The sequence below is a fragment of the Arthrobacter sp. BG5 genome (assembly GCF_056680155.1).
Genome location: NZ_CM155268.1, coordinates 1717860 through 1742598 on the forward strand (window position 1 = coordinate 1717860; position 24739 = coordinate 1742598).

General features: G+C 66.1%; 28 protein-coding genes. 17 read left to right on the forward strand and 11 right to left on the reverse strand.

All coding sequences use genetic code 11. The annotated features are described in order from the left end of the window. Nucleotides 1-41 precede the first annotated feature (41 nt). From AC1MBE_RS07925 to AC1MBE_RS07945, 5 genes are all read left to right on the forward strand, one after another. Nucleotides 42-1151 carry a LacI family DNA-binding transcriptional regulator gene (locus AC1MBE_RS07925; protein ID WP_479782196.1) on the forward strand — a complete coding sequence of 370 codons (1110 nt, stop codon included), beginning with the start codon at nt 42-44 and terminating at the stop codon, nt 1149-1151. Between the two features lie 182 nt (nt 1152-1333). Next, nucleotides 1334-2662, forward strand: coding sequence for an ABC transporter substrate-binding protein (locus tag AC1MBE_RS07930; protein ID WP_479782198.1), 1329 nt, complete (start codon nt 1334-1336; stop codon nt 2660-2662). An 11-nt stretch (nt 2663-2673) separates the two neighbouring features. Continuing rightward, the gene (locus AC1MBE_RS07935; protein ID WP_479782200.1) at nt 2674-3648 is read left to right on the forward strand and encodes a carbohydrate ABC transporter permease; all 975 of its coding nucleotides are present in this window, start codon (nt 2674-2676) and stop codon (nt 3646-3648) included. 17 nt (nt 3649-3665) lie between these two features. Beyond that, nucleotides 3666-4478: a carbohydrate ABC transporter permease gene (locus AC1MBE_RS07940; RefSeq protein WP_479782202.1), complete on the forward strand. Its 813-nt coding sequence runs from the start codon at nt 3666-3668 to the stop codon at nt 4476-4478. 17 nt (nt 4479-4495) lie between these two features. After that, on the forward strand, nt 4496-5329 hold the full coding sequence (locus tag AC1MBE_RS07945; RefSeq protein WP_479782204.1) for a sugar phosphate isomerase/epimerase family protein: 834 nt from the start codon (nt 4496-4498) through the stop codon (nt 5327-5329). A 72-nt stretch (nt 5330-5401) separates the two neighbouring features. Here AC1MBE_RS07945 and AC1MBE_RS07950 read toward each other — a convergent pair whose 3' ends face one another. Beyond that, a complete protein-coding gene (locus AC1MBE_RS07950; protein WP_479782206.1) occupies nt 5402-7471 on the reverse strand; it encodes an ABC transporter ATP-binding protein in 2070 nt (689 codons plus the stop codon). Next, nucleotides 7468-9204, reverse strand: coding sequence for an ABC transporter ATP-binding protein (locus AC1MBE_RS07955; protein WP_479782207.1), 1737 nt, complete (start codon nt 9202-9204; stop codon nt 7468-7470). Before AC1MBE_RS07955 ends, AC1MBE_RS07950 begins: the two co-directional genes overlap by 4 nt. A 456-nt stretch (nt 9205-9660) precedes the next feature. Here AC1MBE_RS07955 and AC1MBE_RS07960 point away from each other — a divergent pair, with 456 nt between their 5' ends. Further along, complete coding sequence (locus tag AC1MBE_RS07960) at nt 9661-10173, forward strand: hypothetical protein (protein WP_479782209.1); 513 nt, start codon at nt 9661-9663, stop codon at nt 10171-10173. Nucleotides 10174-10316: 143 nt separating this feature from the next. On the opposite strand, the gene AC1MBE_RS07965 is transcribed toward AC1MBE_RS07960, so the two are convergent. Further along, nucleotides 10317-11351, reverse strand: a complete 1035-nt coding sequence (locus AC1MBE_RS07965) for a DUF808 domain-containing protein (protein ID WP_479782211.1) — start codon at nt 11349-11351, stop codon at nt 10317-10319. Nucleotides 11352-11494: 143 nt separating this feature from the next. On the opposite strand from AC1MBE_RS07965, the gene AC1MBE_RS07970 reads away from it, so the two are divergent. Together AC1MBE_RS07970 and AC1MBE_RS07975 are read left to right on the forward strand one after the other, a co-directional pair. Further along, nucleotides 11495-11932, forward strand: coding sequence for a VOC family protein (locus tag AC1MBE_RS07970; RefSeq protein ID WP_479782213.1), 438 nt, complete (start codon nt 11495-11497; stop codon nt 11930-11932). 91 nt (nt 11933-12023) lie between these two features. After that, nucleotides 12024-12275, forward strand: coding sequence for a DUF1272 domain-containing protein (locus AC1MBE_RS07975; protein ID WP_479782214.1), 252 nt, complete (start codon nt 12024-12026; stop codon nt 12273-12275). 88 nt (nt 12276-12363) lie between these two features. On the opposite strand, the gene AC1MBE_RS07980 is transcribed toward AC1MBE_RS07975, so the two are convergent. Beyond that, nucleotides 12364-12651 (reverse strand): putative quinol monooxygenase, encoded by a 288-nt coding sequence (locus AC1MBE_RS07980; protein ID WP_479782216.1) that lies wholly within the window; start codon nt 12649-12651, stop codon nt 12364-12366. A 97-nt stretch (nt 12652-12748) separates the two neighbouring features. On the opposite strand from AC1MBE_RS07980, the gene AC1MBE_RS07985 reads away from it, so the two are divergent. Continuing rightward, a complete protein-coding gene (locus AC1MBE_RS07985; protein WP_479782218.1) occupies nt 12749-13561 on the forward strand; it encodes an MBL fold metallo-hydrolase in 813 nt (270 codons plus the stop codon). A gap of 27 nt (nt 13562-13588) precedes the next feature. Here the strand turns inward: AC1MBE_RS07985 and AC1MBE_RS07990 are convergent, their stop codons facing one another. The 3 genes from AC1MBE_RS07990 to AC1MBE_RS08000 form a co-directional block, all read right to left on the reverse strand. Beyond that, entirely contained in the window at nt 13589-14509 is a 921-nt protein-coding gene (locus AC1MBE_RS07990) for a 2-hydroxyacid dehydrogenase (protein ID WP_479782220.1), read from the reverse strand. A 114-nt stretch (nt 14510-14623) separates the two neighbouring features. Next, a complete protein-coding gene (locus AC1MBE_RS07995) occupies nt 14624-15463 on the reverse strand; it encodes a GIY-YIG nuclease family protein (RefSeq protein WP_479782222.1) in 840 nt (279 codons plus the stop codon). 167 nt (nt 15464-15630) lie between these two features. After that, nucleotides 15631-15792: a hypothetical protein gene (locus tag AC1MBE_RS08000; RefSeq protein ID WP_175322402.1), complete on the reverse strand. Its 162-nt coding sequence runs from the start codon at nt 15790-15792 to the stop codon at nt 15631-15633. 177 nt (nt 15793-15969) lie between these two features. Between AC1MBE_RS08000 and AC1MBE_RS08005 the strand changes: the two genes are divergently transcribed. Further along, nucleotides 15970-16806: an alpha/beta fold hydrolase gene (locus AC1MBE_RS08005; RefSeq protein WP_479782224.1), complete on the forward strand. Its 837-nt coding sequence runs from the start codon at nt 15970-15972 to the stop codon at nt 16804-16806. Nucleotides 16807-17120: 314 nt separating this feature from the next. Further along, on the forward strand, nt 17121-17597 hold the full coding sequence (locus AC1MBE_RS08010) for a hypothetical protein (protein WP_479782226.1): 477 nt from the start codon (nt 17121-17123) through the stop codon (nt 17595-17597). A gap of 111 nt (nt 17598-17708) precedes the next feature. On the opposite strand, the gene AC1MBE_RS08015 is transcribed toward AC1MBE_RS08010, so the two are convergent. Beyond that, a complete protein-coding gene (locus tag AC1MBE_RS08015) occupies nt 17709-18017 on the reverse strand; it encodes a hypothetical protein (RefSeq protein ID WP_479782228.1) in 309 nt (102 codons plus the stop codon). Between the two features lie 93 nt (nt 18018-18110). After that, nucleotides 18111-18761, reverse strand: coding sequence for a uracil-DNA glycosylase (locus AC1MBE_RS08020; RefSeq protein ID WP_479782230.1), 651 nt, complete (start codon nt 18759-18761; stop codon nt 18111-18113). Nucleotides 18762-18906: 145 nt separating this feature from the next. Between AC1MBE_RS08020 and AC1MBE_RS08025 the strand changes: the two genes are divergently transcribed. Beyond that, the gene (locus AC1MBE_RS08025; RefSeq protein ID WP_479782232.1) at nt 18907-19431 is read left to right on the forward strand and encodes a DUF488 domain-containing protein; all 525 of its coding nucleotides are present in this window, start codon (nt 18907-18909) and stop codon (nt 19429-19431) included. A 10-nt stretch (nt 19432-19441) separates the two neighbouring features. Here AC1MBE_RS08025 and AC1MBE_RS08030 read toward each other — a convergent pair whose 3' ends face one another. Further along, complete coding sequence (locus tag AC1MBE_RS08030) at nt 19442-20425, reverse strand: aldo/keto reductase (RefSeq protein WP_479782234.1); 984 nt, start codon at nt 20423-20425, stop codon at nt 19442-19444. A 38-nt stretch (nt 20426-20463) separates the two neighbouring features. Here AC1MBE_RS08030 and AC1MBE_RS08035 point away from each other — a divergent pair, with 38 nt between their 5' ends. The 4 genes from AC1MBE_RS08035 (at nt 20464) to bcp (ending at nt 23320) form a co-directional block, all read left to right on the forward strand. After that, entirely contained in the window at nt 20464-20625 is a 162-nt protein-coding gene (locus tag AC1MBE_RS08035; RefSeq protein WP_479782236.1) for a hypothetical protein, read from the forward strand. Nucleotides 20626-20655: 30 nt separating this feature from the next. Beyond that, nucleotides 20656-21492, forward strand: coding sequence for a hydroxypyruvate isomerase family protein (locus AC1MBE_RS08040; protein ID WP_479782238.1), 837 nt, complete (start codon nt 20656-20658; stop codon nt 21490-21492). Continuing rightward, nucleotides 21489-22697, forward strand: a complete 1209-nt coding sequence (locus AC1MBE_RS08045; protein WP_479782240.1) for an MFS transporter — start codon at nt 21489-21491, stop codon at nt 22695-22697. Before AC1MBE_RS08040 ends, AC1MBE_RS08045 begins: the two co-directional genes overlap by 4 nt. Nucleotides 22698-22843: 146 nt before the next feature. Continuing rightward, on the forward strand, nt 22844-23320 hold the full coding sequence (bcp, locus tag AC1MBE_RS08050) for a thioredoxin-dependent thiol peroxidase (protein WP_479782242.1): 477 nt from the start codon (nt 22844-22846) through the stop codon (nt 23318-23320). A 14-nt stretch (nt 23321-23334) separates the two neighbouring features. Here the strand turns inward: bcp and AC1MBE_RS08055 are convergent, their stop codons facing one another. Continuing rightward, nucleotides 23335-24183, reverse strand: a complete 849-nt coding sequence (locus AC1MBE_RS08055; RefSeq protein WP_479782243.1) for a class I SAM-dependent methyltransferase — start codon at nt 24181-24183, stop codon at nt 23335-23337. Between the two features lie 195 nt (nt 24184-24378). Here AC1MBE_RS08055 and AC1MBE_RS08060 point away from each other — a divergent pair, with 195 nt between their 5' ends. Then, entirely contained in the window at nt 24379-24705 is a 327-nt protein-coding gene (locus AC1MBE_RS08060) for a hypothetical protein (protein WP_479782245.1), read from the forward strand. Nucleotides 24706-24739 lie beyond the last annotated feature (34 nt).

Consider the following 24739-nt stretch of genomic DNA (forward strand, 5'->3'; position numbering starts at 1 on the left):
GGGTCGCCGACGCGAATCCCTGCACATAGAAGGGGCTTTGGATGCCGTCGGACCACCAGCACCATGACGCGGCTCCGACCATCACCGACGTTGCGGCTGCAGCAGGGGTGGGCAGGGCCACAGTCGCCCGCACCCTGGGCAATTACGGCTCGGTCAGTGACGCGACCCGAGCCAAGGTGATGCTCGCGGCAGAGCGGCTGGGTTACAAGCCCAATGCCCTGGCGCGGAGCATGACCACGGGTATCACGAAAACCCTGGGCATTGTGGTGGCGGACGTCGCCAACCCGTTCTTCACCGGAGTCCTCAAAGGCATATCCGAAGCCGCGAAGCTGGCCGGCTACGACGCCATCATCCTTAGCACCGACGAGAAACTGCAACTTGAGCAAGACGCCGTCGGCGTCCTGCTCGCCAAGCAGGTCGACGGCCTCGTCGTGGCGTCGGCCGCCGGTCGCCATGACGACACGTCGCATTTGACCGGCGCCATGGAGCGCGGAATTCCGGTAGTCCTGATTGACCGCCTCGTGGACAGTCTTGATACGGACTCAGTGGTCATCGACAACCGTGAGGCAGCCCGCTCCGCCGTGGATTCCCTCATCCAGAACGGGCACCGGAGAATCGCCTTCGCGTGGGGCCCGGTGACGCTGAGCCCGGCAACCGACCTCGAGCAAATGCATCGCATCCTGGACGACGCGCTGTGGAGCGACGGCGAACGCCTCCGCGGTTACCTCGACGCTTTGAACGATGCGGGGATTCCGTTCGACACGGCACTGGTGACCCACGTCCTGAAGAACGAAGGACAAGCAACGCGGGCAGTCAGCGGCATGCTTGCCCTGGCGGATCCGCCCACCGCAATCTTTACCACCGAGACCGAGGCCACTGTGGGCGCGCTTCATGCATTGCGGGCACGCAATCTTCGGTTGCTCAAGGACGTATCCCTGATCGGCTTTGATGACAGCCCCTGGGCTGCCGTGATGGAGCCACCGCTGACGATGATTCGTCAACCCGTACGCGAGCTGGGAGCGGTAGCGATCCAGCAGCTCATCGCCCGCATCAACGGGGACGCGTCCGCTCCGTCCCGGCATGTGCTGCCGTCGACTTTGATCTCGCGGTCATCTGACGGACCCGTGCCTTCGGCGGCTGCCGGCCGGTAACGCCGCCCGGTAATTCCCCCGCTGAGACTCTTCCCCATCGCTCCAAATCGTGATTCACTGTGGTACCGGTATCAACCGTCCCAATCCAGTCCCGGAGACTGGCACCGATTCCAATGGAGGGCGAAGGTGCCGCTCCCATCGTGAAGCCTCGGCTGAACGGCCACCGAGCGAAAGTAGAAAAAATGATCTTCCCCAAGAGCAAGCAATTGATGACGGCACTCGTCGCCGGGGCAGCGCTGGCCCTGGCCGGCTGCGGGGACGGCGGAAGCCAGACTGCTGCCCCTCTGGACCTCACCAAGGAGCCTGCGTACTCCGGAAAGCTGAGCATCCTGACGAAGTTCGGCGGCGATCCCCTCGAGCCGTACTTCAAGAATCTGGCGGCGGAGTACCAGAAGATGCATCCGGACGTTTCGTTCGAGTTGATTCAGGAAACGGACCAGAGCATCAAGGACAAGACCAAAACGCTGACGGCGTCTCAAGCCCTTCCCGACATTTTCTTCACCTGGGCCGGGAACTGGGCAAACAACTTTATCGACGGCGGACTCGCGGCAGACCTCACACCCGCCATCGCGCCCGGCACCGAGTGGGGAGCACAGTTCGGCGAATCGGCTCTCAAAGCCTTTGAGAAGGACGGCAAGTACTTTGCTGTCCCGCTGTACAACAACGGGAAGTTCATGGGCTACAACCAGAAAGTCTTCAAGGAACTGGGACTCACTCCGCCCAAGACATTCGAGGAGCTTGTCTCCTCCTGCTCGGTCCTCAAGGCAGGCGGCTATGAACCCATTGCGTTTGGAAACAAGGATGGCTGGCCGGCGCTGCACTACCTGCAGCAGCTGTTCGCCTACGAGGTACCGACCGACGTGCTGAAAGCAGATTTCCACCCGGCCACCGCAAAGCTGGAAGACGCGGGGTACCTGAGGGCCATGAAGCAGTACAGCACCCTGGTCAACGAATGCACGGGCAGTGGCAAGGACTCCAACGGGGTCCTGTACACCACGGCGCAGCAGGCGCTGGCAGAGGGCAAAGCCGGAATGTACTACCAGGAAGTCCTCGAATTCGATACCACTGCCTCCAAAGACTCCTCGCTGAAGAAGGACGGCCTCGGTATCTTCCGGCTGCCCGCCGCAGCCGGCGCCAAGGGAGACACCAAAGCCATCGAAGCATCGCCCGAGGGCTACATCATCAACGCCAAGTCCAAAAACGCGGCCCTCGCTGCTGACTTCATGAAGTTTGCGACGAGCGCTCAAAACGCAGCCAAGCTGTCGGCTCCGCCCTACGGCCAGCCCAGCTCCGTCAAGGGCGCCGTTTCCAAGCAAAACTCGACGGCGCCGGTGGTGGAAGGCATCAAGCAGGTCAACGAAGCCTCGGACGCCATCGTCTGGCTGGACTCGGTCACGGTCCCGGCCGTCGCGGACGCCTGGCTCGCCGGAGGAGAAGCCTTGACCGCCGGAGGCCAAAGTCCAGAACAGGTCCTCGCTTCGGTCCGGTCCGCTTCCGACGCAGCCAAGTAACGGGTGCAGCCATGACAATTTCCAATACCGCGTGGAAGCCGGCGGCACCACCGCCAGCTTCGGCGGTGGTGCCGGGCCGCCCGGCCGGGAAGCCCACAAGAAGAGCCCGCTCGCAGCGGTGGCGGAACCTGGTCTGGGTCGCGCCCGCCGTTCTGATCCTGAGCATCTTCGCTTACGTGCCGCTCGTGCAGAACCTTGGCTTCAGTACGCTCAAGTGGGACATCTACAGCGGACGCCAAACCTTTGTGGGTCCAGACAACTACATCAAGATGTTCAACGACCCGATCTTCTGGAAATCGTTACTCAACAACACGCTATATGCCGGCATCTCGATCGTATTCCAGGTGTTCGGTGCATTGATTCTGGCCGCCATGATCGAAGGGCTGCGCAGCCCGCGGTGGCGCGGAATCCTCCGGGCCGTGTACTTTGTCCCTTCGGCGATCTCCCTGACTGTGGCCGGGCTGTTGTTCTATTTCATCTACGAGCCGCGAATGGGGATCCTCAATGCAGCGCTGGATCTCCTCGGACTGCAGGGCTTCACCCAGGCGTGGCTCGGGCAGGAAAACACCGCAATCTTTGGCATTATCGCCATGAGCCAGTGGCAGGGCTTCGGCTACTGCACATTGCTCTTTGCCGTCGCGCTACAACGTATACCCACCGAACTGTACGAAGCTGCTTCTATCGATGGCGTCGGTCCTTTCCGTCGCTTCTTCGCCATTTCTCTGCCGCTGGTACGGGAAATGACCAGCCTCATGTTGATTGTCACGGTCTCCGGGGCGTTCCAGGTCTTCAACGAAGTCATGGTGATGACAAGTGGCGGTCCAAACAACTCCAGCCAGGTTCTGGGCACTTGGCTATACAGAAGTGGATTTGTCCGCAACGACTTCGGTTATGCGGCAGCGATTGCCACCGCTGTTTTCGTCATCACGATGGTGCTTGCGGCCCTTCAGTTGTGGATCTCTAAGCGTAGGAGAGTCGAATGGTAACGCGGACGTCTGTACTCATGTCCCTTGGACGGGTCTTTGTCCGGGCATTCCTGTTGGCCCTCGCGGTCGTAGTCATCTACCCGCTTCTGTGGATGCTTCTCAACGGCGTGAAGTCGAACGCGGAACTTTTTGCCAATCCGTTCGCCCTTCCGATCTCATGGCGATGGGAAAACTACGCGACAGCCTGGAACCGGGGCGTCGGCGACTACCTCACCACGAGCGTCCTGGTTACAGTGACTTCCACGATCGCGACGGTTTTCATCAGTGCTTGGGCAGCCTACGGATTGACGAAGGTCAGAATCCCGTTCAGCCGCACGTTGCTGATCGTAATCCTGGCCGGACTAATGCTGGCACCGACCGTCGCCCTCATCCCACTGGTGAAAATGTTTCAGGCGATGGGGCTGTACAACAGCTTTTGGGCACTGCTGATCTTGTACACGGCGTTCCGTGTCCCGTTCACCACCTTCCTGATTCGCGCCTACATGATGGATCTGCCGGCAGAAGTCGACGAAGCAGCCGCCGTGGATGGAGCCTCGAAGGCGAGGGCTTTTTGGCAGATCATCCTGCCCATGTGCCGTCCCATCATCGTCTCGACCGTATTGCTGAACATCCTCTTCACTTGGAACGAGTACCTCTTCGCCATGATCTTCACCAGCGGCGGGGCCCTACAGACCCTGCCGGTGGGGCTCACCAATCTCATGTCAAAGCACGGCACGGATTATCCCGTGGTCTTCGCCGGGATGGTGATCGCTGCGCTGCCCGTCATCGTGCTCTTCTTTGCCGGCCAGCGGTACTTTATCCGCGGCCTGGCCGACGGCGTCGGGAAGTAGCCGTGCACACCGTCGGTATGGACCAGGTCTGCGGCTCAAACTTCGCTTATCAGCACCACACCCTGAAGCGCTGCCTCAATGACATGGTTGATCTGGGCAGGACCAGGATAGAGCTGTGGTGCGTCGCGCCGCACCTGCACATCCCAGAGACAGATTCGGCGCAATTGCAGCAGGTGCGGAGTCTACTACAGGAGCGGGAACTCGGTCTTGCTTCCCTCACCCCCGAGCAGGTGAGCTACCCGGTGAACATCGCTTCCGGAGCGGAATGGCTACGGGAGCGGAGCTTGCGGCTCTTCCTGCGCGCAGCAGAAGTATGCAGCGAATTGGAATCGCCGCTCCTGTTCCTCACAGCCGGTCGAGGCTACGAGGACGAACCGATGGGCCCCGCATGGGAAAGGTCCGTCGCAGGGTTGCAGGCCATCGCGGCCCGAGCCGCGGAACTCGGGGTGTCGTGTGTGCTCGAGCCGCTACAGCGTGTGGAGTCTAATTTGGTCACGGACGTCCAGTCCTTGGCGCGAATGCTTCGCGATGTGGGCTCCTCGGCACTCGGCGTCGTGATTGATACCGTCGCCATGGCAGTCGCAGGGGACACCATCAACGACTACGGCGATGCGTTTGGTGACAGGATCCGGCACGTGCACCTTGTGGACGGAGCTCCCGCTGGTCATTTGGCCTGGGGCGACGGGACGATGGACCTGCGAGGCATCCTGCGCGACCTAAGTGGGCTGGAGTATCAGGGCGCAATGACCTTTGAGCTCTTCGGAGACGGCTCCTACGCTTTGGAGCCCCGTCCCGCTGTCGAGAGGTGCCTTGATGCTTTCGCCGTCGCCGCCGGGCCGCGCATCCACTGACAAACACCGCCTCAAGCGCTTGCCAGCAAGTTGCACGCAGATGGGAAGCGACCCGCGCACCGGCGCCTTCCCTTAGACCTCCGCCACGGGCGCCGCGAACTGCGCCTCGTACAACCGGGCGTACGCCCCGCCGGCCTCCAGCAGCGAAGCGTGCGTGCCCTGTTCCACGATCTGGCCGGCCTCCATCACCAGGATGAGGTCGGCGTCGCGGATGGTGGAGAGCCGGTGGGCGATGACGAACGACGTCCGGTCGGACCGCAGCGCGCTCATGGCCTTCTGCACTAGCACCTCGGTGCGGGTATCCACGGAAGAAGTCGCCTCGTCCAGGATCAGCACGGACGGTCGGGCCAGAAATGCCCGGGCGATGGTCAGCAGCTGCTTCTCCCCCGCCGAGACATTGGCGCCCTCATCGTCGAGCACCGTGTCGTAGCCCTGCGGCAGGGACTTCACGAACCGGTCCACGTACGTCGCCTTCGCCGCCTCCAGGATCTCCGCCTCGGTGGCAGACGGCCGGCCGTAGGCGATGTTGTCCCGGATGGTCCCGCCGAAAAGCCAGGTGTCCTGCAGCACCATGCCCATCCGCGAGCGCAGCTCGTGCCGGGACATCGCGGCGACGTCCACCCCGTCGAGCGTGATTCGCCCGGCGTCGAGCTCATAGAAGCGCATCATCAGGTTCACCAGCGTGGTCTTGCCCGCCCCGGTGGGCCCCACGATCGCCACCGTCTGCCCCGGCTCGGCCACCAAAGAAAGTGAAGAGATCAGAGGCTTGTCCGGCGAGTACGCGAAGGACACGTCCTCGAACACCAGCCGCCCGCGCGTCGTCTCCGGCTTCAGCGGCACGTCCGGGTCGGAAAGCTGCTCCTCGGTGTCCAGCAGCTCGAACACCCGCTCCGCGGACGCCACCCCGGACTGCAGCAGGTTCGCCATCGAGCCCAGTTGCGCCAGCGGCTGCGTGAACTGCCGCGAGTACTGGATGAACGCCTGCACATCGCCCAGCTGCATCGCCCCGGACGCCACCTGCAGCCCGCCCACCACGGCGATCCCCACATAGACCAGGTTCCCGATGAAGGTCATGGCCGGCATGATCAGCCCGGAAATGAACTGCGCCCCGAAGCTCGCCTGGTACAGCTCCACGTTTTTCTGCCGGAACGTCTCCTCCACCTCGCGCTGCCGGCCGAACACCTTCACCAGCGCGTGCCCGGTGTAGGTCTCCTCGATCTGGCCGTTCAGCTCGCCGGTGTTCTTCCACTGCGCCACAAACAGCTTCTGCGAGCGCTTGGCGATCACCGCGGTCGTCACCAGCGTCAACGGAATGGTCACCAGGGCGATGATGGCCAGCGTCGGCGACAGGATCACCATCATCACCAGCACCCCGGCCACGGTCAGCACCGAGGTCACCGCCTGGCTGATGGACTGCTGCAGGCTCTGGGAAATGTTGTCGACGTCGTTGGTCACCCGGCTGAGCAGCTCGCCGCGCTGCACGGTGTCGAAGTAGCGCAGCGGCAGGCGGTTGATCTTCGCTTCAATCCGCTCGCGCAGCCGGTACACGGTGCGCTGCACCACGCCGTTGAGGATATATGCCTGCACCCACATAAACGCCGACGCCAGCACGTACAGCACCAGCGCCCACAGCAGCACGGCGGACAGCGCGGCGAAGTCGATCCCTGTGCCCGGCGTCAGCGCCATGGCACTGAGCATGTCCGCCTTTTGGTTCTCCCCCGCGGCCCGCAGCTGCGCGATCAGCTGCGCCTTGCTCACCCCCGCGGGCAGCTGCTTGGACACGACGCCGGCGAAGATCAGGTTGGTGCCTTCGCCCAGCAGCCGGGGTCCGATCACGGAGAACGTCACGCTTACGACGGCGAGGAGAAGTACCAGCGTCAGCCAGAGCCGCTCGGGGCGGAGTTCGCCCAGCAGCCTCTTCGCTGAGGGCCAGAAGTTCATCGCCTTCTCCGCCGGGACGTTCATCCCGGCGAAGGGGCCGCCATGGCCGGGGCCACCGCGCGGCCGCGGAATCCGCAGCGGAGCTTCCCGGCCGGCACCCGGGGCGCCTGCAGCGCCGCCCGCCGGACCGGAGGCGCCGGCCCCGCCGGCACCACCCGCGCCGCCGCCCGCCGTCGGCCGCTGGGATTCGACCTTGCTCATACCGCCTCCTCCGCCGCCAGCTGGGAGTTCACAATCTCGTTGTACGTCTCCGAGGTCTCCAGCAGCTCCTCGTGCGTGCCGTGCGCGACGATCCGTCCGTCGTCGAGCACCAGGATCTGGTCCGCGTCCGCGATGCTGGAAACCCGCTGGGCGATGATCACCATCGTCGCGCCGGCGGTGTGCTGCTTCAGCGCCTGCCGCAGCCGGGCGTCCGTCGCGGTATCCAGCGAGGAGAACGAATCGTCAAAGATGTAGAGCTCGGGCCGTTTCACCAGCGCCCGGGCGATCGCGATCCGCTGCCGCTGCCCGCCGGAGACGTTGGTGCCGCCCTGCGAGATCGGCGCGTCCAGCCCGCCCTCCATCGCCCGGACAAAGTCCTCGGCCTGCGCGATGGCCAGCGCCCGCCAGAGTTCGTCCTCGGTGGCGTCGGGTTTGCCGTAGAGCAGGTTGCTGCGGACCGTGCCGGAGAACAGGTAGGGCTTCTGCGGGACCAGTCCGATGTGCCCCCAGAGCTGGTCCGGGTGCAGCTCGCGGACGTCCACGCCGTCGATTCGCACCGAGCCGGAGGTGGCGTCGAAGAGCCGCGGCATCAGGTTCACCAAGGTGGTCTTGCCCGACCCCGTGGAGCCGATGATCGCCGTCGTCTGCCCGGCGCGGGCGGTGAAGTCCACGTCGGAGAGCACCGGCGCCTCGGCACCCGGGTAGGCGAATCCGACGTCGCGCATTTCCAGCTCGCCGCGGGCGGCCCCGGCGAGGCTGACCGGCTGCGCGGGCGGCCGGACGCTGGATTCAGTGCCCAGCACCTGCCCGATCCGGTCCGCGGAGACGGCGGCGCGCGGGATCATGATCGCCATGAACGTGGCCATCATGACGGACATCAGGATCTGCATGAGGTAGCTCAGGAACGCGATCATGGTGCCCACCTGCATGGAGCCGTCCTCGATCCGGTACGCGCCGAACCAGATCACGGCCACGGAGGAGACGTTCAGGACCAGCATCACGGTGGGGAACGCGAGCGCCATCAGCCGTCCGGCGCGAAGCGCGGTGTCCGTGACGTCCTCGTTGGCGCGGCCGAAGCGGGCGGTCTCGATGTCCTCGCGGACGAAGGCGCGGACCACGCGGATGCCGGTGAGCTGTTCGCGCAGCACGCGGTTGACCGTGTCGATCCGGGTCTGCATGAGCCGGAACAGCGGCACCATCCGGGTCACGATCAGGCCCACGGCGATGAGCAGCACCGGGACGCTGACCGCGATCAGCCAGGACAGCTGCACGTCCTGCCGGATGGCCATGATGACGCCGCCGATGCTGAGCATGGGCGCGGTGACCATGAGCGTGGCGGACATCAGCACCAGCTGCTGGACCTGCTGGACGTCGTTGGTGGAGCGGGTGATCAGGCTGGGTGCGCCGAAGCGGGTGACCTCCTGCTCGGAGAACTCCGCCACCCGGCTGAAGATCGCCCCGCGCACGTCCCGGCCCAGCGCCATCGCGGCCTTCGCCCCGAAGTAGACGGCGGCGATGGTGCAGGCGATCTGCAGCAGGGTGACCATGAGCATCACGCCGCCGGTGCGCAGGATGTAGTCCGTGTCCCCGCGCGCCACGCCCTGGTCGATGATGTCCGCGTTCAGGGTGGGCAGGTACAGCGAGGCGATGGACGCCGCCAGCTGGAAGACGACGACGGCGAGCAGCAGCCCGCGCTGCGGCCGCAGGTATTGAACGAGCAGTTTCCAGAGCATCCGGTCTCCAGTTCTTGCACGGTCCCCGGTTGGTGGTCCGGAGGTCAGTTTACGTCCGGAGGCTTGGAGTGGAACGGGTTCCTCTCAGGGCGAATTGGGCGGAAGTCGCCGAACAAGTCGAAGAAGTCGACGGACAGCGGCAAGGTGTCGGCGCGCCGAACCGGGTCATCTCCTATTCCGGGACCTCCCCCACCTGGGTGAAGAGTGTGTGTGGCGCTCTACGCCCCAAAGGTATTCTCAAGGTCTCTGAGATAAGCATGTGACTGAGTTAACGGCTCCTCCATTCGCCGGACCATTGTGGATCTCAAGCTGTCGAGAAGGCCGGGCGAAGCCGGGGAGCCCCTCACCGCCGTGAAGAAGCACACGGGGTATCGCATCCAAGAAGCGCATCCATCTGCGCACCTCTGCCTTTCATATCTGGGGCCCCAGACGGCCCTCCGAACACCGGAGATACTCATGAAAAGATTTGCCCCCTGTGCCCTGCTTACCGCCGCGCTGCTCGCCGGATCGTCGGCAGCTGTCGCCGCACCTCCGCCACCCCGGCCGGACTTTCCCTCTGACGTGGTGGTCCCGGCCGGAGAGGGCTGCAATTTTGCGCTGGGGGTTGCCGGGACCGGCGCCAAGGCGCGCATCAAGACATTCGCCAACGGCAGCCAGATCATCTCGGGCAAGGGTTACCTCCTGACTTACACGAACGTGGCCACCGGGAAATCCGTGACCTTCGAAACCAACGGAACGTCTGAGCACACGTCGGCCCCCAACGCTGACAACGTCGTGACCATCACGGCGAGGGGAAGCAACGGCTTGATCCTGTTCTCAAACGATGTGTCCAACGTTCCTGGCGTAACAAAGCCGTCAGCAATCCAGTACACGGAGCGCATCGTCTACACCTTTGACCTGGACACCGGCTTCACTACGCTGATCAGCGCTTCCGGAACACAGCGGGACCTCTGCGCCGAGCTGTCGTAACAGGAACGACCATTTCCGGGACGGCACCCAACGCCTGCCCAACAACTTCCGCCTGGCAGGGACGGGCTTAGGCCCGTCCCTTCTTGCGTCCCGGCGTGGCGCGCCCAGAGCGGCGGCGGGCCGTTCTTGCCGGTGGGTTCGAGCTAGGAGGAGGGATCGGCGTCGTGTTTCGCCGGCTGATGGCCGTCGGCGGCGCGGACGTCGCCCTCCTGGTGCCCGCCTTTGTGCCCGCCTTCCTTCTTCCCGAACGGGAGCACCTTGAGCAGCGGCTGCAGGACGGCCATGACAACCAGGCCCCAGGCGAGCCCCAGGACGGCCGAGCACAGGGTGTTCACGAGCCAGGCCAGGAAGCCGCCCACCACCGGGATCCCGGCAAACGGGTGCTCGAGGGCATGGACCAGGTCATAGGGCGCGTGCCAGCCGAGGTCGTGGGCCCCCTGCAGCATGATGTGACCGCCCACCCAGAGCATGGCGACCGTCCCGATGACGGTGATCGTGGTTAGCACGGCGGGCATCCCCCGGACGAGCAGTTCGCCGAAGCGCTGGGAGCCCGCGGACTCCTTGGCGGTCAGGTGCAGGCCGATGTCGTCCATCTTGACGATGAGTGCGACGGCGCCGTACACGGCCGCCGTGATGGCGATCGCCACTGCGACCAGGATGGAGGCCCGAACCCACAGGGATTCGGCGGCCACCTCGTTCATGGCGATGACCATGATCTCGCAGGAGAGGATGAAGTCCGTGGTGATGGCGCCCTTGGTGACTTTGGCCTCCGCCTCCGGCCCCCGGTCCACCGCCGGAGTGTCTTCTTCAGCGTCGTGCTGTCCGCGCAGCTTGTGCCAGACCTTCTCGGCACCCTCGTAGCAGAGGTAGGTGCCGCCCGCCATGAGGATGAACGGAATGACGCCCGGGATGAAGGCGCTGATGAGCAGCAGCGCTGGCAGGATGATCAACAGCTTGTTCCGCAGCGAACCCCAGAAGATCTTCTTGATCATCGGCAGTTCGCGGGACGGGTCCGCCCCGGACACGTACTGCGGGGTGACGGCGGCGTCGTCAATGACGACGCCGGCGGCCTTGGCGCCCGCTTTGGCCGCTCCGGCGGCGACGTCGTCCACCGAGGCGGCCGCGATGCGGGCTAGGGCTGCGATGTCGTCCAGCAGGGCGACGAGACCGCCGCTCACAGCGCGCTTCCGTACTGTTTGAGAGCGGACGGCTGGACGGGGTTGCCTTGGTCAGGGCGCGTGATCGGCATGCTCGAATTATATGTGGCGGGCAGCCCGTCGACTCTGGATCTGGACAGGGCCGGGTCGGTAGCGTGAAGGGCATGGACATCAGACTTGAGAACGTCGGCATCGCCGTGCGCGACCTCGAGGAGGCGATCGCGTTCTTCACGGACCTCGGCCTCGCTGTCGTTGGCCGGGACACCGTCAGCGGCGATTGGACCGACACCGCCGTCGGGCTTGACGGGAACCACGCCAACATTGCCATGCTCGAAACGCCGGACGGTCACGGCCGCCTCGAGTTGTTTGAATACATCCACCCCGAGGCGATCGAGATGGCACCCACCCGTCCCAACGACATTGGCATGCACCGGGTCGCGTTCTCAGTCCCTGACATCGACGAGGCCCTGGACGTAGCCGCGCGGCACGGCTGTTATCCGTTGCGCGGCGTGGCGACCTATAAGGACGTCTACAAGCTCACGTACCTCCGCGGTCCCAGCGGCATCCTCGTGATGCTCGCCGAGGAACTGAAGAACAACTGAGGGCCGGGCCCGAATTGCCCCTGTTGCAGGGCTTACCGGGCTGAACGAAGCATCCCCGTGCCGTCAGGGCACCCTGGGATAGGGTGGCCGCATGCTTGAGATCCGCCCGAATTGCGAATGTTGCGACCGCGATATCGCACCCTCTGATGAGGCTTACATCTGCACGTTTGAATGCACTTGGTGCCCAAATTGCGTGGACCGCTTCAAGAGTCGGGCTTGCCCTAACTGCGGTGGCGATCTTCAGCGACGTCCTGTCCGACCGGCTACGGCGTTGGCGTCTAATCCGCCGAGCGCGGTGAGGGTGGTATCCCCGAGTTGCCAAGGGCAGCTCACCGGCATTTAGCGGCACGGATGGAGCACCGTGAAGGTTTCACGTCGGGCGGCCGCTCCTCGTGCCAATCCAACTCGGCGTCACTGAGCCCCGCCATGAATCAGACGGGCTCCATACCTTCAATCTCGTAGTGCCGAGCGATGCATGCTGTTGCCCTGCCCCATTCGCTCTCGGCGACTCGCCTCTGGTGTGCACGGAACGATGCGGCGTCCTGGAAATGCTCATCGACTTGCCAGATCAGCGGGTTCTGCGTGGGTTTCACTTCGAAGGAAAGGCATCCCTGCTCGGCGCGCGTCAGCTTGATGTGCAGGGGCAGGTGCTGTGCCACCACCGCGACCTGCTCGTGGTCACTGCAAACAAGTTGCCCAGTGAGGAAGACGTTGCTCATAAGCCATCCTTACATCGCTGCCTATTGTGCTTGCGATCAACGACCGCCCGGAATACCGTCTCGAACACCGGTGCAAACCACAAGCGGAAGGCATGCCGTGTTGAAGCAAGTCGCTGAGAGCGTTTGGGTTCACCAGAGCGAGTTCCTGCAGAGCAACTCCGTCATCGTTCAGGGCCGGGCCGGTGTGCTGCTCATCGACCCCGGTATCACGGGCTCCGAAATGGCGGCAGTCGCGAAAGACCTTCGCGACTTGGGCCAGCCCGTCGTGGCAGGCTTTTCGACGCATCCGCATTGGGACCACGTGCTCTGGCACCCGGGCTTCGGCGACGCGCCCCGTTACGCCACAGCCCGCTGCGCGGCACCGATCCAGGACCTGCTGGCGCAGCCGGACTGGAAGGCCCGCGTGGCCGGAGTGCTGCCGCCGGACTTCGCCGGAGAGATCCCGATGGAACTCCTGGGCCTCATCACCGGCCTGCCTGCCGGAGCCGCGCAGATTCCCTGGGACGGCCCCAACGTCCGGATCATCGAGCACCAGGCCCATGCCGCGGGCCACGCGGCGCTCCTGATCGAGGAGAACGGCGTCCTCGTTGCCGGTGACATGCTTTCCGACATCCTGATGCCGTTCCTCGATCTGAAGGCCGCGGATCCGATCGGTGACTACCTCGCCGCGCTGCTGCTCTTGGAGGGCGTGGCTGGCGACGTCGTCGCCGTCGTCCCCGGCCACGGCGCAGTCGGCGGGGCCGAGCAGCTGCGGGCGCGAATCAACCAGGACCGCGCGTATGTGGAGGCCGTGCGCGACGGCGCCGAGCCGGACGACCCGCGGCTGGGCCCGTCGGCCCCCTTGGAATGGCTGGCGGACGTGCATCAAGGGCAGGTACAGCAGCTCGCCCACAGAGGGACGCCGAAGTAGCGGCCCTAGCGTCCCCGGGGCATCCGTTTACCCGCCGATCACGACGTTCGCCGGCGGTTCGTCCGCCAGCATCAGCTCGATCTGCCGCTGCAGGAGCTTGCCCATCCGCGGGCGCATGGCCGAGGTGGCACCGCCGATGTGCGGGCTAATGATGACGCCGGGCGTGCCCCAGAGCGGGTGGTCCTGCGGCAGCGGTTCGGGATCGGTCACGTCCAGGGCGGCGCGGATCCGGCCGGAGGCGGTGTGCTTCACCAGCGCCTCCGTGTCCGCGACCGGTCCGCGGGCGACGTTGACCAGCAACGCGCCGTCGGGCATGGCGGCGAGGAAGGCGTCGTCGATCAGGTGGCGGGTGGAGTCGCTGAGCGGGACCACAACGACGACGATGTCGTGCTCCGGCAGCAGGCTGTGCAGCTCGTCGATGCCGTGGATCTGGCCGCGCGTGTCGGAGCGGGCCTTGCTGGCCACCCTGGTGACCGTGGTTTCGAAGGCCAGCAGCCGGTCCTCGATCGCCTTGCCGACGCCGCCGTAGCCGACGATCATCACGCGCCGGTCCGCGAGGCTGGCGGTGGGACGGCCCTCCCAGCGGCCCTCCTGCTGGTTCTTCAGCATCCGGGGGAATTCGCGCTGGCTGGCCAGGATCAGGGCCAGCGTCAGTTCGGCGGTGGACGCCTCGTGGACGCCCGCGGCATTCGCCATGACCCGGCCGGAGGGCAGGAAGTCTTCCACGCCGTCGTAGCCAATCGACTGGCTTTGCACCAGTCCGGTCTCCACCCCTTCCAGCCCGCGCAGCGCGGACCAGCCGCCCATGTAGGGCGGGACGACGATGTCGATGTTCGCCTGCGGCGCTTCGCCGGACAGGTCCCACTCGAGGATGGTGACATCCGGGTGGGGCGGGAGGTATTCACGCAGGGTTGCGTCCGGCAGGCTGACAGTAATTTTCTTCGGCATAGTTGCCAGCCTAGTAGGCCGGCGCGGCCGACGGCGGACCCGCTACGGCAGCGCCCAGACTCTTCGCGACAAAATCCGGAGCGTCGCACAGCAGCATCAGAGTCTACTCACGCCTTAGTTCCGGTTTAGCCCAAACCGTCGGGTGAGCAGAGCCTTCTTGAAGTGGACTTCGGCAGCATCCACCTGCGCTGCGGGTGCGCTAGGCGAAAAAACCTGCAGAATGCTGAATTGGAAGTGGTGTCGGTGCGCAAGATCGAGGCCATCCAATTCACGGAGAGCAACGTTGCCCCCATGGCCGTTCTTCGCGTAGGCGCTCCAGCGCCCAAGAAAGCGCTCCGCGCCGTCGGCTTTACCCACGTAAAGTTTGCCGGTTTTGGTGTCGGCTATGAGGTAGATACCTTGCACGGAACTCAGCGCCGTCCGCCATTGCCTATAGCGATCATCCTCAGTAATGGCCAGGAGTTCGCCGAAGCTAACAATGATTGAATCGAATCCCGGAAACGGCTCAGTCTTTGGATCCGAAATTTCGACCACGGGCATCGTTAGCGCGTGTTTCCCTGACTTGGCCCAGTTCACGGTGTCGGCTGTCCACTCAATGACCAGACGCTGCGCGTGCGCCGAGAATACGGGCGAGGGGCGCAGATCAAAGAATCGACCTCTGTCAGTTCGCTCTCCCAAGACCTCACCATGGTTCTCATAGGCGGTGAGGAATCGGGCCCGACGGCCCGTGGTTGCGAGGAAGTTCAGCCAGAGCCGCGGAGGGGTCTTTCCGAGCTTGTTGTTCAGCCCCTGTTCGCGCGTATAAGTCAGCAGCTTCGGACTCTCGGCTTCGTTCTGGCTTGCCAGTCCATCCGACGTGAGGGTATGCCGGATAACAACTACGTCATCCGGTACGAGCCCCGCCGCCTGAAAGAGATGCCCAAGCCGGAGTTCACCAAGGACGTCGCTATTCATGCTTTCCCCCGTTCAAGCACGAACGTCGTGCACATTCGTGAATTTCACGCCTTAGCTTACGATCCGAGAGGCCCGCGCCTTGGAATGCGGCGCCACGACGGACGCCAAGGGGCGGCGGGAGTCATCCCGCCGCCCCTCGGACGGATGTACTTGGGGCCCCGCAGTGCCTAGCGGCCGAAGAGCTTGGCGAAGAAGCCGGTCTTGGGCTCGTCGGCGTGGCCCTTGCAGCGGTCGGCGCTCTTGACGCCGCGCATAACCTGGTCAACGTGCTGGCCGCAGCCGGCCCAAGTGGTCTTACCGCACTTCTTGCATGCAACCTGACGGCACATCTGGTGTCTCCCTTTTGTAGGTCTGCGACCTCGGTGGTCTAGAACAAATTATACCCCCAGGGGTATTTTGTGCAACTCCATGGAACACCCTGCCCGCCGGACGCGTTACTTCCCTACAGTGGGGCCCGTCGACGGGACGCACGCACTGACTTCACACCGTACCGAGAGGATCGCTTCATGGCATACATCAAGGTTGGAACCGAGAACAGCACCGACGTCGAGCTCTACTACGAAGACCACGGGACGGGGCAGCCGGTGGTCCTGATCCACGGCTACCCGCTGGACGGTTCGTCCTGGGAGAAGCAGACCGCGGCACTCCTCGACGCCGGCTACCGCGTGATCACCTACGACCGGCGCGGCTTCGGCCAGTCCAGCAAGCCCACCGACGGCTACGACTACGACACCTACGCCGGCGACCTGAACACCCTGATGAGCGGCCTGGACCTCAACGACGCCGTGCTGGTGGGCTTCTCGATGGGCACCGGCGAGGTGGGCCGCTACCTGGGCAGCTACGGCTCGGCCCGGGTAGCGAAGGCGGTGTTCCTCGGCTCGCTGGAGCCGTACGTGCTGCAGACCGAGGACAACCCCGACGGCGTTCCGCAGTCCGTGTTCGACGGCCTGATGGATGCGGTCACGGCCGACCGCTACGCCTTCTTCACCGACTTCTTCAAGAACTTCTACAACAGCGAGACCTTTCTGGGCACGCCGCGGCTCAGCGAGGAAGTCATGCGGGCCGGCTGGAACATCGCCACTGCGGGAGGCCCGACGGCGTCCGCGGCCGCGCAGCCCACATGGCTCACAGACTTCCGCGGGGACATCCCCAAGATCGACGTCCCGGCCCTGATTGTCCACGGCACCGCGGACCAGATCCTGCCGATCGATGTCACCGGCCGCCGCTTCGCCAAGGCCCTGCCGGAGGCGGAGTACGTGGAGATCGAGGGCGCCCCGCACGGCATGCTCTGGACCCACGCCGCCGAGGTCAACGAGGCGCTACTGGACTTCCTGGCGAAGTAGGCCGTCGCCGCCACCGTCGCACTTTCCGCGCCGGCTCCGGACGGACGCACCTCGAGTCCGGGGTGCGTCCGTCCGTTTCCGCAGCGGTTTCCGAAAATGCCGCGGGGGTCTGGCGCGGACGCGTCCACGGGCGGACGATTGACTTACCGGGAACTCCAAGAGCAGTGCCCGGCTGTAGCCCGGATTTAACACGGGCGTGCTAATCAAAACCGGACGGGAGTGCCACCGTGCGCGGTGCCTCCGGCGTCGCCGTCCCCGGCACCCGCCGTCCGCCCCAGTAAAACCGCATCCTCTGCGTAGGAGCACCAAAGAAAATGTCCATCACTACCCCATCACCAACCAAAACCCGCCCCCGGACGGCCAAGTTCACTCTGGTCTCGGCCGTCGCCCTGGGCCTTATCGGCGGCCCGGTCGCCCTGGCCGCACCGGCCGATGCCTCGACCTCCCTGCGTGGCTGCACCGTGGACCCGCTGAAGCCCACCGACCGCAGCCACTGGGTCGATTTCCGCATCAAGGTGGACTGCAGGGACAACAAGACCGTCCAAATCAGGCAGCTGCGTTATGAAGACGAGCGCGGCCGCCGGCACGACGATTTCCTGGGCGGCTCCACGTTCCGGGAGTCCTTCAACCGGCATGACAACAAGGCCACCCTCCACAGCTACGACCGTGTCCAGGACGGCCGCGGCGACGAGAAGGTGTACCAACTCGTGTCGTTCCGCGTACGCGTCGGCAACCACTGGTCCGACTGGACCCGTTGGGAGAAGAGCGAGGTGGCAACCCTCCGGCACTGACGTGCCGGGCGCTGCCTCTTCACCGGAAAGCCAAGGGAAATCCCTTGGCTTTCCCGCGTCCCGGCGACGCCCGGCACCGTCGTCCGGGGCAAGGCGGACCTTAAGGGACGGCTACGTCTCGTCGTCCCAGCCGCCGTCGGCGTCGACGGCATCCTCCGGCTTGTCGCCCGACGTCGGGTCGCCGGACCCGACGTACGCGGCCGGGACCGTGCCCGCGGCCTGGGTCAGCTGTTCCTCGCGGATGTTGCTCGCCTGCTCCGGTTCGGTGTGGACCACGCGGTCCTCGGCGGCTTCGCCTGCTTCCCCACTCTTCATGGCGGCATCGCGGTCCGCCTGCTGCTGGCGTTCCTTGGCGGCCTCGGGGTCGCCCGGTCCGCGCAGTCCGGCGGGATCGGCGCTGGGATCGTTCGGGTCACTCATAGCACTGCCTTCCGTCTGGGGTCAGGTCCTTCCACCCTAGCGCGGGTGCAGGCGGCGCGCCCGAGATCAGGACCAGACCCGTTGCACCCGCACCTACCCCGCGGCCCCGGCCGCGATCAGTTCCTCCAGCCCGCGCTTGAACCCGTACCGTCCGCCGTGGGCCGGGTGCCTGATCTTCGGCACGTCCAGGCCGCTGCGCTGCAGGCTGCGGTGCGCCACGTTGCCCACGGCCACCACCGTTTCGATGGCAAACTCCTCCGTCAGCGCCTGCCAAAACGGCGCCCCCAGGGCAGCTTCGGACGCCGTGGGAGTGCGGTTGGACAGCGGCTTCCCGGGCACGTGGGTGTGCCAGGGGCAGGCGCTCCAGAGCAGCGGGAGGAAGTCCAACTCCGCCAGCACCTCCCACATGACCGTCGCCGTCGGCTCTGCGGCAATGCCCGCAGCGTCCGGCGGCAGCACGTAACCCTTGCCCGGCCCGAACAGGCCAAAGGCGTTGGCGTGCCCCTCCAGGATGGTGCGGCTGGTGAAGGGCACGCCGGTGATCCGCATGCCCCTGAAGCCCGGGGCTTCCCCTACCAGCAGCACCTTGGGCGAACGGTCCCGCATTTCCTGGAGGTAGAGCGCCAGGTTCCGCCGGCGCTGCGCGTTCGCGGGCTCGGGGTGGTCGAAGAAGTTGGCGCACCCCGGCCCGGTCTGCACGGACGCGAGCCGTCCGACAAAGTCATCGATCGAGGGTGCAGTCATCTCTCAGTCATCTCTCCGGACCCGTTCCGTTGCCAGCTTCCAGGTCCATCAGACTATCCGCGCCGCATCCCCGCACGCACGGCCCGCCGTTCCCGCGCGCTCCCCCGCGCTGCCCGGGCCGCCCGCACGGCCCTAGCATGGGGACATGACGGACACGACCATCTTTACGGTGGGGCACTCCACTCATCCCATCGACGAATTCATCGGCATCCTGAAGGCCCACGGCATCAAGAAGCTAATCGACGTGCGGACCGTCCCCAAATCGCGGCACAACCCGCAGTTCAACGCGGATGAACTCGCGGCGAGCGTGCGGGCCAGCGGCATCACCTACCGCCGGATGGAAGCGCTCGGCGGTTTGCGGCACACCACCAAGGACAGCCCCAATGGCGCGTGGCGCAACGCATCGTTCCGGGGCTACGCGGACTACATGCAGACCGACGAGTTCTCGCTCGCAGTCGGCCAGCTGCTGGAACGCGGGCGGACCAACGATGCGGCCATCATGTGCGCGGAGGCCGTTCCCTGGCGGTGCCACCGGTCGCTGATCGGTGACGCGCTGCTGGTCCGGGACGTCGAGGTCCTGGACATCATGAGCGAAAAGTCCGCCAAACCCCACACCCTGACCTCGTTCGCGCGCGTGGACGGCCAGCGGATCTGGTACCCGGCGGAGTAGCGCCCGCCGGCTACCAGCGCGGGTGGATCGATGCGCGGAAGTAGCGGTCGTAGATTTCGTGGACACCGACATCGAACGTTGCGTCGATGCCGCTGACCGACGCCGCCTCGGCGTTCGCGCGCGCCTGCTCGACGTTCCGTGCCCCCGGAATCACGGTGCTGACACCCTCCTGCGCCGCGATCCAGGCGATGGCCGCCTGGGCGGTGCTGACGCCGTCGGGCACCAGTTCCTGGAACTCGGCCACCGCTTTGAGGCCCTCTTCGAAGTCGACGCCGGAGAAGGTCTCCCCGACGTCGAACGCCGAGCCGGTGCGGTTGTAGTTCCGGTGGTCATCCGCCGCAAAGGAGGTGTCCGCCGTGTACTTGCCGGAGAGCAGCCCCGAGGCGAGCGGCACGCGGGCGATGATGCCGACGCCGGCGGCCGCCGCCGCGGGCAGCACCTCGTCCAACGGCTTGAGCCGGAAGGCGTTGAGGATGATCTGCACTGTGGCCGTGCCGTCGTGGCGCATGGCCTCGAGGGCCTCGTCGGTCCGCTCCACGCTGACGCCGTAGTTCCGGATGGCGCCCTCGGCCACCAGGGTGTCCAGCGCGTCGTACACCTCGGCGTTGCTGTAGACGGCGGTGGGCGGGCAGTGCAGCTGGACCAGGTCGAGCTGCTCGACGCCGAGATTCCGCCGGGAACGGTCCGTCCATTCGCGGAAGTTGGCGAGGTTGTAGTTCTCCGGCCGCTGCTCCATCCGCCGGCCCATCTTGGTGGCCACCGTGATGTCCAGGCCGGAGTTGTCCGCCAGGAAAGCGCCGATGGCCTGCTCGCTGCGGCCGTCGCCGTACACGTCCGCGGTGTCGAAGAACGTGACGCCGGCTTCCGCGGAGGCGGCCAGGATGGCCTGCGCCTGCGCCGGGTCCACGTTGCCCCAGTCCGCGCCGAGCTGCCACGTGCCCAGCCCGACAATGGAGACGTTCCGTCCGGTCTTGCCCAAGATTCTTTGTTCCATGATCCGACTATAGGGTGTTGCCTTGCTAGCCTGAGGCTGTGAAGTACGAGAGGCTGTGGATCGGAATGCTGGTTGGCGCCGCCCTCGGCTTTGCCGTCGGCGTGGCCACGGCCGACAAGCCATTTACCGGGCTGCTGATCGGGGTGGCCGTCGGGGCGCTGGTCGGCCTGGCTGCCCGCAAGGACCCCACGAAGCGGTAAGGCCTCCGCCTGCATCTGAAGGAACCCCTCATGACCTTTTCCGTGAATTGCTCCATCATGCTGGCCGAACTGCCGCTGTTGGAGCGGCCGGCCGCGGTGAAGGCTGCCGGTTTTGACGCCGTCGAGTTCTGGTGGCCGTTTGCACGCTCCGTCCCCGGCGACGCCGAACTCAGCCGCTTCGAGCGCGCGATCACGGACGCGGGGGTCCAGCTGGTCGGCCTGAACTTCAGTGCCGGCGACATGCCCGCCGGCGACCGCGGGCTGGTGTCCTGGATCGGGCGGTCCTCCGAGTTCCGGGACAACATCGACGTCGTGGCCGGGATCGGCGGACGGCTCGGCTGCACCTCCTTCAACGCCCTCTACGGCAACCGGCAGGCCGGGCACTCCCCCGAGGCCCAGGACGACCTGGCCGTCCAGAACCTGACAGCAGCGGCCGCCGCCGTGGCCCGCATCGGCGGCACCGTGCTGCTCGAACCGGTCAGCGGCGCCCCGGACTACCCGCTCCGCACCGCCGACGACGCCCTGCGCGTCATCGCCCGGGTCAAGGAGGAGACCGGCGCGGCAAACATCAGGCTGCTCGCCGATTTCTACCACCTCTCGGTGAACGGCGACGACGTCGGCGCCGTGATCGAAGAGCACGCCAAGGACTTCGGCCACATCCAGATCGCGGATTCCCCCGGCCGCGGGGCTCCCGGAACCGGCCGGCTCCCGCTGGGCGACTGGATCGCCCGCAGCCGCGAGTTCGGCTACGAGGGCCGCATCGGGCTGGAGTACCAGGCGCCGGCTGAAACGGCCTTCGAGTGGGCCCTTGCCGTTTCCGGCCGCGCGTCCGAGCAGCCCGCGTCCGGCCGGGCGGACAGGCCGTGACGCCGACCGTCACCCGGAACGCGGCCGACCGCACCACCAGGATCGGCATCGCCTTCATCGGCGTGCTGCTCATTGCGGTCAACCTACGGGTGTCCTTTGTCAGCGTCGGACCCGTGCTGGGGAACATCAGCAGCGACCTCGGGCTTTCCAGCGCCGCAGCCGGGTTCCTCACCGGCCTTCCGCTCATCGCCTTCGCCGTCTTCTCACCGCTGGCACCCGGTTTCGCGGCCAGGGTCGGCCTGGACCGGGCGCTCTGGACGTCCCTGCTGATCCTGGCCGCGGGCATAGTGCTGCGCTCCCTGCCCCTGGCCGGTGTCATCTGGGCCGGCACCGCGCTGATCGGGCTCGCCATCGCCTTCCTCAACGTCTTGGTTCCCTCGCTGGTGAAGCGCGACTTTCCATTGCGGGTCAGCCAGGTCACCGGGGGCTACACCGCCGCCCAGGCCGCATTCGCAGCGGTGGGCGCCGCCGTCGTCGTTCCCGTTGCGCAAACATCGCCCGCGGGCTGGCGGCTCGCCCTTGGAATCTGGGCGGGGCTGGCGCTGGTCGCCATGGCGGTGCTCCTGCCGTGGCTGCGCCGTCACCGGTCCGGTACTGCCCACGCTGCCGCGCCGAAGATTGCCTACCGCTCACCCTGGACCTCCGCTCTGGGCTGGCAGGTGACGATCTTCATGGGGCTGCAGTCGATCGCTTTTTATGTCCTGATGGCGTGGCTGCCCACCATCGAGCAAAGCCGCGGCGTCCCGGCCACGACCGCGGGGATCCACCTGTCCGTCTTCCTGCTGGTCAGCGTGTTCGCCAGCCTTGCCGCCGGCGGGATCCTGCACCGCGGACGCGACCAGCGGCTGGTGGCCTTCACCAGCGGCGCGCTCACGGTGGCGACGTTCCTGGGGCTGACCCTGGCGCCGGAGCTCGTGCTGCTGTGGATCGTCCTGGGGGCCATGGGCTGCGGGAGCCTGATCGTCGTCGCCCTGTCCCTGTTCAGCCTGCGGACCGTGAACCACCCGCAGGCGGCGGCCTTGTCCGGCATGGCACAGTCGGTCGGCTACGGGCTCAGCGCGGTGGGGCCGGTCCTGTTCGGCGCCCTTCACGACCTCACCGACGGCTGGACGCTGCCGCTCCTCGTGACCGCGGGCATCATGGCGGTCCTCTCGCTGGTGGGGCTGCTGGCCGGACGGGACCGGGTCATCAGCGGCCCGGCCTGAGGCTCCGCGTCCCGGCTTAGCCGGTGCGGGCCCCAGCAGCCTGGGCGCCAGCCGGGCGCGACCTTAGGCATGCAGGCGGAATAGTGATTCCGCCACCGGTGTTGTGCACCACAGATTCCATTCCAGCCCTCCCCGAAGGACTTCCTATGAGCCAGAACCCCGTCAAGCTCCAGCCCGGAACCCCCGCACCCGATTTCACCTTGCCCGACGCCGAGGGCAAACCGGTCGCGCTGGCGGACTACCGAGGTAAGAACGTCATTGTGTACTTCTACCCGCAGGCTGCCACCCCGGGCTGCACCACCGAAGCCTGCGATTTCCGCGACAACCTGGCCTCTCTGCAGGGTTCGGGCTACGAGGTGCTGGGCGTCTCCCCCGACGGCCCCGAGGCGCTTGCGCACTTCACCGGCGACAACGCCCTGACCTTCCCGCTGCTCGCCGACCAGGACCATGCCGTCGCGCTGGCGTACGGCGCCTGGGGCGAGAAGCTGGTCCGCGGCGAGGTCAGGGAGGGCATCGTCCGCTCCACCGTGGTCCTCGACGCCGAGGGCAAGGTCAAGCTCGCGCAGTACCAGGTCAAAGCCGAGGGCCACGTGGCCGCCCTGAAGGATGAGCTGGGCATCTAGGTGTAATTCCACACCTAGGCCCGGGTGCCCGCCACGATGGTCGCCGTCGACCGGAGCCTGAGCGCGCCCTGGTGCTCGTAGCGGCCCAGCAACTGGAACACGTCGGAGCGGATCAGCGATCGTGCCTCCTTGTCCGCCTTCGCCAGGCCCGTGGCCACCGTGGTCGCGATATCAGTCATGAACTCCCAGTAGCTTTCCGGGGAGTCATGCACCAGGTCCGTGCTGACCTTGCGCTCCGACACCTCCACCATGCCGGTATCCCGGAACAGTCGGGTCATAAAGCCCGGTGTAGAGCAACGGAACAGCCCCGGCATAACATCGGGCGGCCGCGGCAGCTCCGTGTGCTGTGCGAGGGTGCCCAGGACCAGGGCGGCCCAGGGATTTTCCGCGGTCCGGCCCCAGACGGCCGCGCTGATCCTCGCCCCCGGCTTGGCCGTGCGCACCATTTCCCGCACGGCGGACCGAATATCGGGAAAGTAGTTGAAGCCAAAACGGCACAGGACGGCGTCGAACGTAGCGTCGTCAAAGGGCAGCTCCGCGGCGTCGCAGACGCTGAAGCCCACATTCGCCAGCCCCCGGACGGATGCCTTCTCCTCGGCCACGTGCAGCATGCCGGCAGAGACGTCGGTCAGCACCACCTCGCCGTCCGGCACCAGCGCCGCCGCCGTCAGCCCGGGCTCCCCGGTCCCTGACGCGACGTCGAGCACAATGGAGTCCGGATGCAACCAGGCATCCTGGATGACGGCCTCGCCAAAGGGGGCCTGCCAGCCTAGCAGTTCGGCGTCCCACTTCTTCCAGCCCGCCGCGAACTGGTCCCAGATGAGGCGCTGCCGGTCAGGGATACTGTCCGCTGCTACTGACATGGTGCGTCCTTTACCGGTCCGGACCGCACCCTCCCCCACCCCTTAGTGTGCGCCGCCGTCGGCGTTCCCGCTAGAGTCCCGGATTTCCGCCACGGATACGGACAGGTGCCCCGCGGATCGGCGTAGCAGCGGTCCGGAACCGCCGCGGAAATGCCGGCGAAACCGCGGGGCCGCGCGGGCAGTAGGCTTAATGGCATGGCTCCTGAAGACACCCCCGTTGCGCCCGAACGCCGCGCCGTCACCGTCCGCCGCGCTCCGAAGTACGTGCCGTTCCTGATCCTGGGCGGCCTGCTGGGCGTCGTGGTGGCGGCCATCATCGCCTACGGCCTGCCGGGCGACGAGGGCTATGACGCCAACTCCGTCTTCGGCTTCTTCCTGACCTTCTGCATCGCCGGCGGCGCGATCGTGGGCGCCGCCGTCGCACTGGTGCTGGACCGGCTGAGCGTCCGCCGCGCCGAGCGCGCCGTCGTCGAGTCCGTCCCGGACTCGGTGCCGGACACCGACGGCGAGGACCGCGCCTGAGCGGTCAGCTCACCAGCCCGCCAGGTCATAAACC